This is a genomic window from Microbacterium sp. W4I4, assembly GCF_030816235.1.
Taxonomy (GTDB): domain Bacteria; phylum Actinomycetota; class Actinomycetes; order Actinomycetales; family Microbacteriaceae; genus Microbacterium.
Genome location: NZ_JAUSXT010000001.1, coordinates 2,047,992 through 2,060,900, shown reverse-complemented (window position 1 = coordinate 2,060,900; position 12,909 = coordinate 2,047,992). Strand labels below are relative to the sequence as shown.

Sequence of the window (12,909 nt, the reverse complement as noted above, 5' to 3'; positions counted from 1 at the left end):
CATGATCGATGACACCCAGGATCTGCGCGCGAGCGTGCGCGACCTGATCACCGGATGGGGCTTCGTCCCGACCTGCGACTCCTGGCTGCGCTCGTACGATCCTGAGTTCAGCCGCGAGATGGGTCGCCGCGGGCTGCTCGGCATCACCTGGCCAAAGGAGGTCGGCGGAGGTGGCCGGCCCGGCATCGCCCGCCTGGTGGTGACAGAGGAGATCCTGCGCACCGGCGCCCCCGTCGCAGGTCACTGGATCGCGGAGCGCCAGATCGGACCGTCGCTCCTGCGCTACGGCTCCGAGGTCGCGAAGAGCCGCTACGTGCCCGGCATCGCATCCGGCGAGCTGGTCTTCTGCCTCGGCATGAGCGAGACCGAGGCCGGCTCCGACCTCGCCTCGGTGCGCACCACGGCGACACGAGTCGCCGGCGGATGGCGCATCGCCGGGCGCAAGATCTGGACCAGCCAGGCGCATCACGCGACCCACGCCTACGTGCTCGCCCGCACGGACAAGTCCGGGGTCAAGCACGAGGGCCTGTCCGAGTTCATCGTCGACATGCAGGCGGACGGCGTCGAGGTGCGTCCGATCCTCGATCTCGCCGGCGAGCACCATTTCAACGAGGTGACGTTCGACGACGTCTTCGTCGACGACGATCACGTACTCGGTGAGATCGGCAACGGCTGGACCCAGGTCACCAGCCAGCTGTCGCTCGAGCGCGGCGGCATCGAGCGGGTCATGAGCACCTACCCGCTGCTGGCCGCGGCGCGCGATGAGCTCGCCGCCTCGCCGGAGGGGCAGGCATCGGCCATGGCAGTGGGCCGCGTGTACGCGCGCCTCGCCGCGCTGCGGGCCATGGCCGTGCGGGTCGCGCTCGACATCGATGCGGGCGGATCGCCCGTGACGGATGCCGCGGTGCAGAAGGATCTGGGCACGGCGTTCGAGAAGGCCGTTGTCGAGTTCGCGCGCGAGGTCACCCCGGTCGAGCCGGACCCCGACGGCGAAGGACTTGCCGCCCTGCTCGCCGGTGGCATCCTGTCCTCGCCAGGGTTCACGATCCGAGGTGGCACATCAGAGGTGCTGAAGACACTCGTCTCCCGGGGAGCGCCCGCGCTGCTCACGGAGATCCGCAGGCAGCGCGGAGAGGTCGGATCCGCAGCCGACGAGATGCTCGACGGCCAGGCGGGCGAGCCCGAGGACCAGGCGGAGCTGCGGGCATCGATGGCGGAGGTCGGCTGGCTGCGCGTCTCCGTCGACGAGGCCGTCGGCGGTGAAGGCGGCGAGCTGTCGGACGCCGCCGAGATCATCGAGGCGCTCGGGCGTGCGGCCGTCTCGGCGCCGGTCGCAGAGAGCATCGCCGCGACTCGTGCTCTGGCTCGCGCCGGACGGACCGGCCTCGATGCCCTGGGACTCGTCACCGTGGCCGGCGGGGGCGATGCGACGATCGTCGACGGCGTCATCAGCGGCAGCATCCCGCGGGTGCCGTGGGGTCGGGAGGCCGCGCACGTGCTGGTCTCGGCGGTCAGTCAGGGCGAGCAGGTCTGGGCGCTCGTGCCAGCCGACGCCGGTGCATGGACGCCGGGCCGCAACCTGGCCGGAGAGCCGCGCGACACCTTCACGCTCGACGGGGCCGCTGTCGACGTCGTCTTCGCAGACGCCGCGACGGATGCCGAGCTCGCGCTCTTCCGCGCCGTCGCCTCGATCGGGGCGCTCGAGACAGCGTGCGCCCAATCGTATGAGCACATCACGACCCGCGAGCAGTTCGGGCGTCCGCTGCTGAAGTTCCAGGCGGTCGCCGGACTGTTCGCCGAGCTGCTGTCGGAGTTCGTGCTGGCGCGCGTCGCGGTGGCCGAGGCCGTCGCCGCCGTGGGCGCAGGGCGGGCGGATGCAGGCAGCCGCGTGGCGGCGGCCCGTGCCGTGCTCGATACGGCGGCGACGCTCGGCGCGCGCAGCGCCCATCAGCTGCATGCCGCGATGGGCATCACCCGTGAGCATCCGCTTCACCTTTCGACCCGACGGATCTGGGCGTGGCGGGATGAGGCCGGCACGGCTGCGGCATGGCAGCGGGGGCTCGGTCTCGAGCTGCTGGCGAAGGACGAGGACGCCGTATGGGCGTGGATCACTGCAGAGGAGACGCGATGAGCAAGGTACGCATCGACACCTACGACGACGGTGTTCGCGCCATCGTGCTGAACGACCCCGCCCGCCGCAACATCCTCGCTCCGGAGCTGTGCGCGGATCTTCTCGACGCGGTGAGCTCCGTCAAGGCGGATCCCGGTACCCGCGCCGTCATCGTGACCGGCGAGGGGTCGGCGTTCTGCGGCGGCGCCGACATGCCGGCCATCTTCGGCGACACCTCCCGCTCGGTCGCACAGCTCCGCGACGACCTGCACGAGGTCTACGCGTCGTTCCTGTCGATCCGCGATCTGGGCGTGCCTGTGATCGCGGCAGTGCATGGACCCGCGGTGGGAGCAGGGCTGAACCTCGCCATGGTGTGCGACGTGCGCGTCGCCGGGCCCGATTCGGTCTTCGCCGCGACGTTCTCGCGCATCGGTCTGCATCCAGGCGGCGGATGCACCTGGTTCCTCGTGCAGACGATGGGCAAGGACAAGGCGCTGAAGATGCTGCTGGACGGCGGCAACGTCAAGGCTCAGCAGGCTGTGGATGCGGGGGTCGCGACCGTCTTCGCGGACGACCCGATGGCAGAGGCGATGAAGCTCGCTTCGCGCTGGTCCGCCATCGACTCGCAGCTCACCCGCGACATCAAGGCTGCCGTCGAGATCGCCGCGAAGAGCGACATCGCCACCACCCTCGAGTTCGAGTCATGGGCGCAGGCTTCCGCGGCCACCAAGCCCGCGCTCGCCGCGTACGTCGACACCTTCCGGAAGTGATCGCGATGACGGCTGAGCTCTCGACGGACGGCGCCTGGGTCCGCGATGACCCGGTGGACGTCGCCGAGTACGCCCGGCTGCTCCGAACCGACGCACCCAAGCCCGCTGGGCTCGCTATCGCGCAGGCGCGACGGGCCTTCGCGCGCGGGCGGTCGCTGCCACCGGGCGGTGTTCTGCTCGGGATCGACAGCGCCGCCGGTGATGGATGGCAGCCCGGCGGGACGACGGAGCACCGCTGCGATGTGCGGACCCGCACCGACAGGGCCGGCAGAGCCGTCGTCACCTTCGATGTGGATCTGCGCACGCCGGGAGTCGACGCGAGCCCGTCGCGGGTGCGCTTCGTGATCCGGTGGGAGGCGGCAGCATGATCGACGCCGAACTGCTGACGCGGTGGGGCGAGCTGACGACGGACGCGAATCCGCTGCACACCGACCCCGAGTACGCGGCGAGCACACGATTCGGCGTCCCGATCGCGCACGGGCACCTGCTGGCATGCCTGGCCATCGAGGCGCTGGACGCCGATGCCGTCTCGGTGCGCTTCGTCGCCCCTGTGCCGGTGGGATCCGAGATCGAGGTGCGCCCCGACGGCATCCATGTCGGCGATGCGCGCTGCGTGGAGATCACCCCCATCGCGGATCCGACGATGCTCTTCGATCACGACAGCATCGCGCGGTACGCCGCAGCATCCTCAGACGACAATCCCATCCATCTCGATGAGGAGGCGGCCCGAGCCGGCGGCCTCGACAGTGCCATCGCGCAGGGCATGCTCGTGCTCGGCTGGGCGGCCGGACAGCTGGATGTCCCCGACGACGCGTACACGCTGGCTGCACGGTTCATCGCGCCACTGCCGGTCGGCGACGTCGGGACGCTGCACGTCGACGGTGAGGGTTCTGCGCGGGTCACGCGGGGGGACGGCCGCGATGCCGTGTCGCTGCAGTACAGCGCGGAGGTCGACGCCGAAAGGCTGCGGCTTCCCGAGGGCGCGCAGCTCGTCGCGGAAGTCGCGGTCTCCCCGACGCCCGCGACGCTCACCGCAGTGAAGGAAGCCGTCGGCGCCCGCTTCGCCGTGCCCACCTACCCGTTCATGCTCACCGCTGTCGGCTTCCTGCCGGACGACGACGCGAACGACGGCATCCGACGGCCGTACCCGGTCAGGGACTGCGCGGACTGGGTCGCCAGTGACCGCCCAGCCCTGCACGGAGAGCAGACGATCACTGTCGCACGCGCATTCGCCCTCGGCGAGCGCCTCATCGCGCGCACCGCGGTGATCAGCCGCGACCGACGCGAGCGCAGCGGCGGGGCCCTGGTGTTCACCGTTATCCGCACGGTGTTCGCAGACGCATCGGGTGCCGTCATCGCGGCATCCGAGATGAACCTGATCGTCGTGGAAGACGACTGACCGTCCAGGAAGGACAGGACCATGACCGAGGAAACCTTTGATCAGCCCGTGCTCACCGAGCGGCACGGAAGCGTGCTCGTCGTCACGATCAATCGGCCGGCCCAGCGCAACGCGCTCAGCAACGAAGTGCTCGACGGGCTGGTGGTGGCGCTCGATGATGCGGAGTTCGACGCCGAGGTGCGTGCCGTGGTGCTCACCGGTGGACCGAAGCTGTTCGCCTCGGGTGCCGACATCCGCGACCTTCGGGCCAACACCCCGGCCGCATACATGGCGTCCAGGCGCTCGCAGGCCTTCGCACGCATCATGCAGTTCCCGAAGCCCAGCGTCGCGGCGATCGCCGGCTACACGCTCGGCGGCGGGTGCGAGATCGCGCTGAGCTGCGACCTGGTGATCGCCGCCGACAACGCCATCCTCGGGCAGCCCGAGATCAACCTCGGCATCCTCCCCGGCGCCGGCGGAACCCAGCGCTGGGCTCGGGTCGCCGGTCGCTACAAGGCCGCCGAGCTCGTGCTGCAGGCGCAGAACATCGATGCCTGGACCGCTCGCCGCCTCGGCATGGTCGCGGAGGTCGTGCCCGCGGAGTTCGTCGTCGAGGCGGGGATCGCCGCCGCCGAGCGGATCGCGAAGTACAGCCCCGTCGCCGCGCGCTCGGCGAAGGCGGCACTGCGCAGGTCGGAGGAGACCGGCATCTCGGACGCACTCGACTACGAACGCGCGCAGCTCGGCATCCTGCTGTCCACCGAGGACCACTACGAGGGCATCGATGCGTTCCTCGAGAAGCGCCGCGCCGTCTTCACGGGCAAGTGAAAGGGAACATCATGCAGACGATCGACATCACATCCCTCGACCGTGAGGCACGTGCTCGCCTGACCGGTGAGCTGAAGAGTGCAGCCAAGGCGCGCGAGGCCGTCGTCATCCGAGGTGCGGCTGGAGCCTGGCAGCATGAGCTCGCCGCAGACGAGACCGCCGCCGACTTCCACGCACTGGCCCTGTCGCTGATGAGTCACCCTGCCCCGGTCGCGCTTTCCGTCGACGGCGCGGTCACCGGATTCGGCGTCGCCCTCGTGCTGGCGGCCGATGTCGTCGTGGCATCCGCCGGCGCCACCCTTTCGACCGGCGGCGGCGCGACCGCGCTCGCCACCGGTGCCTTCCGGCTGTTGGCGACGGCGGTTTCGCCCGCCTTCGCCGCGGCGCTCGCGTACACGGGACGCACGCTGTCACGCGCGGAGTCGATCGCGGCAGGCCTCGTCGTCGATGCAGATGTCGAGGTGATCGACACCGCGGGCGCGATGGCGGTCAAGCGCGCGTCCGTCGCCGACCGGCTGGCAGGTCTCACCGATGCGCTCGCGTACGATGCGCTGCTGGCGCGCACGGTGTCGTCATGACCGGAACCCGCCTGCGGCCCATGCGCCAGGACCACGACCTCGAAGTCCTCCTGCGCACACCGATCCATGAGCACATGGGCCTGCGCGAGGCCGAGCCCGGGAATCCGGATGCCGGTCTGATGCTGGTCTGCGAGCGCCCGATCGCGAACAACTCGCTGATGCTGCACGGGGGCATGATCGCGACCTCGATCGACTGCGCGGCCGCGTATGCGATGTTCCCGACGCTGAGCGACGACGAGGTCATCATGACCAGTTCGCTCTCGATCTCGTACATGCGACCGGTTCCGATCGGCTCCGAAGTGCGCATCCGGGCCGAGATCGTGCGGCGAGGTCGCAACACGGCCTTTCTCACCGTGACGGTGCGCGTCGGTGAGAAGCTGATCGCCACGGCACAGATCGTGAAGTCCATCGTGCACCTCGACGAGGACTGATCATGACCGTCGCCGTCTTCGGTGCGAGCGGGCTCGTCGGAGCCGCCGCATGCGATGCCTTCACCGCGGCAGGGCAGCAGGTCCTCGCCGTCTCCCGACGATCGCCCGAACTGATGGGCGAGGGGCTCGTCGAGCACATCTCGCTGGATCTGACGGATGCCGATGCGACGCGCGAGGCACTGGCCGGCCGTTCCGATGTGACGCACATCGTCTACGCGGCCGTGCACGAACTGCCCGATCTCGTGCGGGGCTGGCGAGACGAGGGGCAGATGCGCACGAACCTGCAGATGTTCGCGAGCGCGCTCGTACCGCTGGTCGCCGCGGGAAGCGTGCAGCACGTCTCGTGGCTTCAGGGCACGAAGGCGTACGGGGCGCATCTGCATCCGATCAGAGTGCCGTCGCGTGAGCGCGAACCGCGAGACCCGCATGAGAACTTCTACTGGCTGCAGGAGGACTGGGGGCGCGAGCATGCCGCCCGTAACGGCTACGGCTGGACGATCTTCCGGCCTCCGCTGGTCGTCGGTCCGACCCACGGTGTGGCGATGAACCTCCCGCCGGTGATCGGCGCGTACGCGGCAATCCGCGCGGCCGAGGGCTTGCCCTTCTCCTATCCGGGCGGGCCGTCGTACGTGGCTGAGGCTCTCGACGTCGAGGTGCTCGCCGACGCCCTGGTGTGGGCTGGAGGCGCGGCCACCGCGCGCGACCAGTGCTTCAACATCTCGAACGGCGAGGTCTTCACCTGGAGGGACCTCTGGCCCTCCTTCGCGGCCAGCCTGGGAGTCGAGCAGGGCGAGGACGACCGCTTCAAGGTGTCCGAGTACCTGCTGCATCGCGAGGCGCTGTGGGACGAGATCGTCGCACGGCACAGTCTGCGGCCACTAACACTTGCAGAGCTCGTCGGCCGGTCACACAGATACGCGGACTTCCAGTTCGCTGCCGGGGCACAGGAGCCGCCGCCTCCCGCACTGATGAGCACGGTGAAGCTGCACGATGCTGGCTTTCACGGCGTCCGTGACACGGAGGCATCCTTCAGTCGCTGGTTCGGCGCGCTGCAGGAACGCGGCATCCTCCCGCGGTGCTGACGTCTCCGTGGGCCATATGGTCGATCGCTGGCATGGGAGCGCTCCCACACCAGGCGAAAAGATGAGATGATGGCACGATGACGCGAACCTTTCCCCAGGGCTTCCTGTTCGGCGCCGCCACCGCTGCGTACCAGATCGAGGGCGCAGCCTTCGAAGACGGCCGCACGGCATCCATCTGGGATGCCTTCGCCCGGGTTCCGGGCGCGGTCGTGAACGCGGACAACGGCGACGTCGCCTGCGATCACTACCACCGCTACGCCGACGACGTCGCGGTCATGAAGGAACTCGGGCTGCAGACCTATCGCTTCTCGACCTCATGGTCGCGGGTGCGTCCGGACGGCGGCGCCGTCAACGCGCAGGGCCTGGACTTCTACAAGCGCATCGTCGACGAGCTGCTGGCCGCGGACATCGTGCCGTGGCTGACACTGCACCACTGGGACATGCCGCAGGCCCTCGAGGAGCAGGGCGGCTGGACCGACCGTGATATCGCCGACCGCTTCGTCGACTACGCGCTGAGCGTGCACGACGCCCTCGGCGACCGCGTGCAGCACTGGACCACCATGAACGAGCCGTGGTGCTCGTCGTTCCTCTCGTACACGGCCGGCGTGCACGCGCCGGGTCGCACCAGCATCCGCGACGGCCTGCTCGCCTCGCACCACCTGCTGCTCGCCCACGGGCGGGCCGTGCAGGCGCTGCGCGAGCGCGCCCCCGAGCTCGACCTCGGCATCACTCTGAACCTGACGGTGGCGGATGCCGCCGACCCGGCCGACCCGCTCGACGTCGACGCCGCACGCCGCATCGACGGACAGTTCAACCGCTGGTTCCTCGACCCGATCTTCCGCGGCGCCTATCCGGCGGACATCGTGCGCGACATCCGCGAGGTCGATCCGGCCGCCGTCGCAGACTGGCAGGAGGCCGTCCGCCCCGAGGATCTGGACGTCATCTCCAGCCCCCTCGACGCGCTGGGCATCAACTACTACCACGGCGAGCTGTTGTCGGGTCACCCGCAGCCGGATGCCGAGGGCAACCCGCACGAGACCGAGGGCCAGCAGCGCGAGACCGCGTCGCCGTTCCCCTCGAACGAGGGCATCCACTGGGTCGAGCGGGGCCTGCCGCGCACCGACATGGACTGGGAGGTGCAGCCCGAGGGGCTGACCCGTCTGCTCGTGCGCGTCGGCGAGGAGTACGCGCCGGGCGTGGCGCTGTACGTCACAGAGAACGGCGTCGCCTACGACGACGTGGTCAGCGAGGACGGCGAGGTGGCGGATGCCGATCGAGTCGCGTTCCTGCGCGATCACGTCTCGGCGACGCTGGATGCCGTCGAGCAGGGCGCCGACGTGCGCGGCTACTTCTACTGGTCGCTGATGGACAACTACGAGTGGGCCTGGGGGTACGCCAAGCGCTTCGGCATCGTGCGCGTCGACTACGAGACGCAGCAGCGCACGATCAAGCAGAGCGGTCGGGAGTACGCTCGCATCATCGCCGCCCGGGCGATCTGAGCTCACCCGAGAAGGCCTGGACGATGCCCCGTTCCACGATCGAAGAGGTCGCCGCCGTCGCCGGTGTCTCGCGTTCGACCGTCTCGCGCGTCGTGAACGGATCGACCGCGGTGAGTCCTGAGGCGCTCGCCGCCGTGCAGAAGGCCATCGCCGAGTTGCACTATGCGCCGAACCGGGCCGCGCGCTCGCTCGCGAGCAGACAGACCCATGCGATCGGGTTGGTCGTCCCCGAGGACACCACGCGGTTCTTCGGCGACCCGTTCCTGGCATCCGTCGTTGCGGGCATCAGCAGCCGCCTCGCCTCGTCCGACTACATCCTCAACCTGCTGATCGCGAGCGATGACCCGGGCGACAAGATGACGAGCTTCGTGCGCAACGGCGGCGTGGACGCGGCGATCATCGTCTCGCACCACGCCAGCGACTCGTTCGTCGAGCGCATCGCCGACGCCGTGCCCGTCGTCTTCGGCGGCCGCCCCGCGCGCGTGCGCGAGCGGGATCTCATCGTCGACGTCGACAACGTGCAGGCAGCAGAGGATGCCACGAGGCACCTGATCGCTCTCGGACGGCGGCGGATCGCGACGATCACCGGGACGCTGACGATGGCGGTGAGCGTGGACCGTCGCGACGGATTCCTCGCGGCCCTCAACGAGGCGGGTTTGGAGCCGGCCGGGATCATCGACGGCGACTTCAGCGAGCAGGGCGGAGCGGATGCCGCGCAGCGGCTTCTTGCGCAGCCCGAGCGACCGGATGCCGTCTTCGTCGCCAGCGATCTGATGGCGCGCGGTGCGATCGGCGTGCTGCGATCGGCGGGACTGCGGGTGCCCGAGGACATCGCTGTGATCGGCTTCGACGACTCCGCACTCGCCGCCGCATCCGATCTGACCAGCGTCCGCCAGCCGATGTTCCTGCAGGGCGAGATGCTCGCAGGGCTCATCATCGATGAGCTCGCGGGCAAGCATCCCGCGCCCCTGACGATTCTGCCGACGGAGCTCGTCGTGCGGGGATCGGCGCCGGCGGCCTGACCATCGGACAGACGCTGGGCCCGGTCGAGAACACGACCGGGCCCAGCGAACTCTGTGGCGAGCTGTCTCAGTTTCCGTAGAGGGCGACGACGCCCGCGCGGTCGGTGCTCGTCATCGACAGGTCATCGGACGAGCCGTTGCACTGCGGGTAGTGCATGATCGACGAAGAGTCGTACGCCGTCAGCGGTCGCCAGTTGTTGTCCTCGAAGCAGGTGCCCGATTCGGGGCGGGTGTGCTCGTGGCGGAAGCCCAGCGTGTGACCGAGCTCGTGTCCGAGGATGTTGGTCGGCGTCCAGGAGCCGGAGGACCAGATCGAGTCGTCGACGAGGACGTTCATCTGACGGTCCGGCGTGCTCGGGAAGAACGCCCGCGCGATGTACTGCGACGTGTTCACGGGCTCGACCGAGAACAGGACCGACTTGTTGCGCGTGGTGCAGCTGCCGTCGGCACTGCTCACGTACACGAAGTCGATCTTCGACGAGGCGGACTCCCAGAGGGCCGCGCCACTCGTCATCGCGGCGACGATGTCGTCGTGGCGGGTGCCGAACTTCGTGCTCACGCAATAGGTGAGGTTTCCGACCTGAGCGTCGGACCACCGGTCATCGACGCCGCCCACGGTGTTGACGATGAGTCCCTCGTTGAGCGAGTCCGAGCCGAGGAGCTGGTCGTAGAACGTGTGCAGCTCGCCCTGACCCGAGATCAACTCGTCGCCGTTGACGACGTAGCCGCCGTCGATATCGCGATAGGTCGATGACGCGAACTCCTGGTAGGTCGGAATGCCGGAGTCGGCGGTGGGTGTCGCTCCGGCTGCCGGGATGGCCGCGCCGAGGCTGAGTGCGGCTGCCGCGGTGGCGGCGAGCGCGATTCTTCTGTTGATTCGCATGCAGTGCTCCTTGTGTACTGAGCGATTCCGTTCGCCTGGTTGGCGGACGGGCTCCGGAGTGGGCGAGCTTCCTTGCACAACCGTCGGCTCCGAAACCCGCTCAACGTAACGAGGGTTTCTGGACCCTGTCAAGCAACTGGATGGCGGTCTGGCGGGTCGACTTGGACCGCGGGTGAGGACCCCTCCGATCGTCCGAAGGAGGCTGTCCGTTCGTCGAGGGGAAGGCTGTCCGTTCGTCAGGGGTGAGGCAGGCCGATGCGCTCGGCTACGCCTTCCCCATGCGGGTGAACGCGCCGAGAACCGTGCGCTCGGATGCCAGCAGGTAGCGCTCGAGCTCGTCGGCGGCTGCCGCGGGACCGCGCTCCAGCAGCGCCTTCAGTACGACGCGGTTCTTGCGCACGAACGGCTCGTGCAGGGCGCGGGGATCGTCGATCTCGAGGAACACCAGGCGCAGCTCGGCAGCGACGTCGCGATACGTGCGCGCCAGGCGCGGACTGTCTGCGAGGGCGACGATCGCATCGTGGAACGCCATGTTGGCGCTGCCCACCCGCCGCCAGTCCTCGGCGGGGAGGTGCTCCTCGGCATCCGCCAGCGAGTCCCGCATGAGCTGCACGGCCGGATGCTCCGGCTCGGACTGCCGCAGCGCCGTGCACTCGATCACGCGGCGCGCGCGGTAGATGTCGATGACGTCCGCGATGCCCGGCGCCGCGACGGAGACCCCGCGGTGGGGCACGTGTTCGACCAGCCCCTGCTCGGCGAGCACGCGGAAGGCCTCGCGGAGCGTGTTGCGCGAGACCTCCAGCTGCTCGGCAAGGGCAGACTCCGACAGGCGTGAACCGGGGGCGAAGTCGCCGTCGATGATGCGCTCGCGCAGGACGTCGGCGAGCGGCACGTGGGTCGTCATGAGAACAGAGTAAGGCCCCTCCCAAATATTGTTGAACAATTCGAGTCGATATGTTCTACACTCGGTGTCACCCGACACGCCCGTGTCATCCGTCACCCACCAACGACGATGGGAATCCCTCATGTCCGAGCAGGCATCTGCACCCCTCTCCGTCGAGGACGAAGCACGCATGGCCGCCGCGAAGAAGCGCGTCGGCCGCGGTGCCGTCATCGGCGCGATCTTCCTCATGGCGACCAGCGCCATCGGCCCCGGCTTCATCACCCAGACCGCCACCTTCACCCAGACCCTCGGCGCCTCGTTCGCGTTCGCCATCCTCCTGTCGGTGATCATCGACATCGCCGTGCAGCTGAACGTCTGGCGCATGATCACCTCGTCAGGCAAGCGTGCCGGTGAGCTCGCCAACAGCGCCATCCCGTTCTCGGGCCACCTCATCGCCGTGCTCGTCATCATCGGCGGCCTGGCGTTCAACATCGGCAACATCGCCGGCGGCGGCCTGGGACTGAACGCCCTGCTCGGCGTCGACCCGAAGGTCGGCGGCATGCTGACCGCCGCGCTCGCGATCATCATCTTCCTCATCAAGAAGGCCGGGCGCGTGATGGACATCGTGCTCATCGTGCTCGGTGTCGGCATGATCGTGATGACCGTGATCGTGGCCATCGTCTCGGGCCCGCCGATCGGCGACGCTCTGCGCCAGACGATCGTCCCCGACAACATCAGCTTCACCACGATCACGACGATCGTCGGCGGCACCGTCGGCGGATACATCACCTACTCGGGCGCGCACCGCTACCTCGACTCCGGCCAGACCGGACCCGAGCACGCCGGCCCCGTCATGCGCGCCGCCGCGAACGGCGTCTTCGTCACGGGCATCATGCGGTACGTGCTGTTCCTCGCGATCCTCGGCGTCGTCGCATCCGGCGTCACCCTCGACCTCTCCGGTCAGGCAGCCAACCCCGCCGGTCAGGCGTTCGGCGCGGTGCTCGGCGACGCAGGACTGCGCATCTTCGGCGCGATCTTCTGGGCCGCGGCGCTCAGCTCGGTGATCGGTGCGGCGTACACGTCGGCATCCTTCCTCTCCAGCTTCAACAAGCGCTTCCTCGGCGGCTGGTCGCTGCAGTGGGCGACGGTCGGCTTCATCGTCGTCTCGCTCATCGTGTACCTGTCGATCGGCACCGCCCCCGCGGCGATCCTCGTCTTCGTCGGCGGGTTCAACGGCCTCATCCTGCCGATCGGCCTGACCGTGTTCATGTACATCGGCTGGTTCCGGCGCGACCTGCTCGGCACCCGGAAGTACCCGCTGACCCTGCTCATCGCCGGCACCCTGGTGACCCTGCTCACCTGGTACATGGGTGTCGTCTCGGTCGGCCCCATCTTCGCCTTCCTCGGCGTCGGAGCCTGATGCTGCGGCACCTGGCAGGCTGAAG

13 protein-coding genes are annotated in these 12,909 nt (G+C 69.0%); 11 read left to right on the top strand and 2 right to left on the bottom strand.

The window, feature by feature from the left end:
- Position 1: 1 nt before the first annotated feature.
- The 10 genes from QF046_RS09680 (at position 2) to QF046_RS09635 (ending at position 9,698) form a co-directional block, all read left to right on the top strand.
- Positions 2 to 2,131 (top strand): acyl-CoA dehydrogenase family protein, encoded by a 2,130-nt coding sequence (locus QF046_RS09680; protein ID WP_307372802.1) that lies wholly within the window; start codon positions 2 to 4, stop codon positions 2,129 to 2,131.
- Positions 2,128 to 2,880, top strand: coding sequence for an enoyl-CoA hydratase (locus QF046_RS09675; protein WP_307369146.1), 753 nt, complete (start codon positions 2,128 to 2,130; stop codon positions 2,878 to 2,880). Before QF046_RS09680 ends, QF046_RS09675 begins: the two co-directional genes overlap by 4 nt.
- A 5-nt stretch (positions 2,881 to 2,885) precedes the next feature.
- Positions 2,886 to 3,248, top strand: a complete 363-nt coding sequence (locus QF046_RS09670) for a hypothetical protein (RefSeq protein WP_307369144.1) — start codon at positions 2,886 to 2,888, stop codon at positions 3,246 to 3,248.
- Positions 3,245 to 4,279: a MaoC/PaaZ C-terminal domain-containing protein gene (locus tag QF046_RS09665; RefSeq protein ID WP_307369142.1), complete on the top strand. Its 1,035-nt coding sequence runs from the start codon at positions 3,245 to 3,247 to the stop codon at positions 4,277 to 4,279. Before QF046_RS09670 ends, QF046_RS09665 begins: the two co-directional genes overlap by 4 nt.
- A gap of 21 nt (positions 4,280 to 4,300) precedes the next feature.
- Positions 4,301 to 5,086 carry an enoyl-CoA hydratase/isomerase family protein gene (locus QF046_RS09660; RefSeq protein WP_307369140.1) on the top strand — a complete coding sequence of 262 codons (786 nt, stop codon included), beginning with the start codon at positions 4,301 to 4,303 and terminating at the stop codon, positions 5,084 to 5,086.
- A gap of 11 nt (positions 5,087 to 5,097) precedes the next feature.
- Entirely contained in the window at positions 5,098 to 5,664 is a 567-nt protein-coding gene (locus tag QF046_RS09655; protein ID WP_307369137.1) for an enoyl-CoA hydratase-related protein, read from the top strand.
- A complete protein-coding gene (locus QF046_RS09650; protein ID WP_307369135.1) occupies positions 5,661 to 6,095 on the top strand; it encodes a PaaI family thioesterase in 435 nt (144 codons plus the stop codon). The genes QF046_RS09655 and QF046_RS09650 overlap by 4 nt, the downstream gene beginning before the upstream one ends.
- Positions 6,096 to 6,097: 2 nt before the next feature.
- Positions 6,098 to 7,177: an NAD-dependent epimerase/dehydratase family protein gene (locus QF046_RS09645; RefSeq protein WP_307369133.1), complete on the top strand. Its 1,080-nt coding sequence runs from the start codon at positions 6,098 to 6,100 to the stop codon at positions 7,175 to 7,177.
- Positions 7,178 to 7,254: 77 nt separating this feature from the next.
- A complete protein-coding gene (locus QF046_RS09640) occupies positions 7,255 to 8,676 on the top strand; it encodes a glycoside hydrolase family 1 protein (protein WP_307369131.1) in 1,422 nt (473 codons plus the stop codon).
- Between the two features lie 23 nt (positions 8,677 to 8,699).
- The gene (locus QF046_RS09635) at positions 8,700 to 9,698 is read left to right on the top strand and encodes a LacI family DNA-binding transcriptional regulator (protein WP_307369129.1); all 999 of its coding nucleotides are present in this window, start codon (positions 8,700 to 8,702) and stop codon (positions 9,696 to 9,698) included.
- Between the two features lie 67 nt (positions 9,699 to 9,765).
- Here QF046_RS09635 and QF046_RS09630 read toward each other — a convergent pair whose 3' ends face one another.
- Together QF046_RS09630 and QF046_RS09625 are read right to left on the bottom strand one after the other, a co-directional pair.
- Positions 9,766 to 10,581 (bottom strand): M57 family metalloprotease, encoded by an 816-nt coding sequence (locus QF046_RS09630; protein ID WP_307369126.1) that lies wholly within the window; start codon positions 10,579 to 10,581, stop codon positions 9,766 to 9,768.
- 265 nt (positions 10,582 to 10,846) lie between these two features.
- Entirely contained in the window at positions 10,847 to 11,485 is a 639-nt protein-coding gene (locus tag QF046_RS09625; RefSeq protein ID WP_307369123.1) for a GntR family transcriptional regulator, read from the bottom strand.
- 121 nt (positions 11,486 to 11,606) lie between these two features.
- Between QF046_RS09625 and QF046_RS09620 the strand changes: the two genes are divergently transcribed.
- Positions 11,607 to 12,884: an NRAMP family divalent metal transporter gene (locus QF046_RS09620; RefSeq protein ID WP_307369119.1), complete on the top strand. Its 1,278-nt coding sequence runs from the start codon at positions 11,607 to 11,609 to the stop codon at positions 12,882 to 12,884.
- The last annotated feature ends 25 nt before the right edge of the window (positions 12,885 to 12,909 follow it).

Coding starts and splice junctions, on each gene's coding strand:
- QF046_RS09680 (WP_307372802.1), top strand. CDS start 2: ATGATCGATGACACCCAGGATCTGCGCGCGAGCGTGCGCGACCTGATC.
- QF046_RS09675 (WP_307369146.1), top strand. CDS start 2,128: ATGAGCAAGGTACGCATCGACACCTACGACGACGGTGTTCGCGCCATC.
- QF046_RS09645 (WP_307369133.1), top strand. CDS start 6,098: ATGACCGTCGCCGTCTTCGGTGCGAGCGGGCTCGTCGGAGCCGCCGCA.
- QF046_RS09665 (WP_307369142.1), top strand. CDS start 3,245: ATGATCGACGCCGAACTGCTGACGCGGTGGGGCGAGCTGACGACGGAC.
- QF046_RS09625 (WP_307369123.1), bottom strand. CDS start 11,485: ATGACGACCCACGTGCCGCTCGCCGACGTCCTGCGCGAGCGCATCATC.
- QF046_RS09670 (WP_307369144.1), top strand. CDS start 2,886: ATGACGGCTGAGCTCTCGACGGACGGCGCCTGGGTCCGCGATGACCCG.
- QF046_RS09660 (WP_307369140.1), top strand. CDS start 4,301: ATGACCGAGGAAACCTTTGATCAGCCCGTGCTCACCGAGCGGCACGGA.
- QF046_RS09630 (WP_307369126.1), bottom strand. CDS start 10,581: ATGCGAATCAACAGAAGAATCGCGCTCGCCGCCACCGCGGCAGCCGCA.
- QF046_RS09620 (WP_307369119.1), top strand. CDS start 11,607: ATGTCCGAGCAGGCATCTGCACCCCTCTCCGTCGAGGACGAAGCACGC.
- QF046_RS09650 (WP_307369135.1), top strand. CDS start 5,661: ATGACCGGAACCCGCCTGCGGCCCATGCGCCAGGACCACGACCTCGAA.
- QF046_RS09635 (WP_307369129.1), top strand. CDS start 8,700: ATGCCCCGTTCCACGATCGAAGAGGTCGCCGCCGTCGCCGGTGTCTCG.
- QF046_RS09655 (WP_307369137.1), top strand. CDS start 5,098: ATGCAGACGATCGACATCACATCCCTCGACCGTGAGGCACGTGCTCGC.
- QF046_RS09640 (WP_307369131.1), top strand. CDS start 7,255: ATGACGCGAACCTTTCCCCAGGGCTTCCTGTTCGGCGCCGCCACCGCT.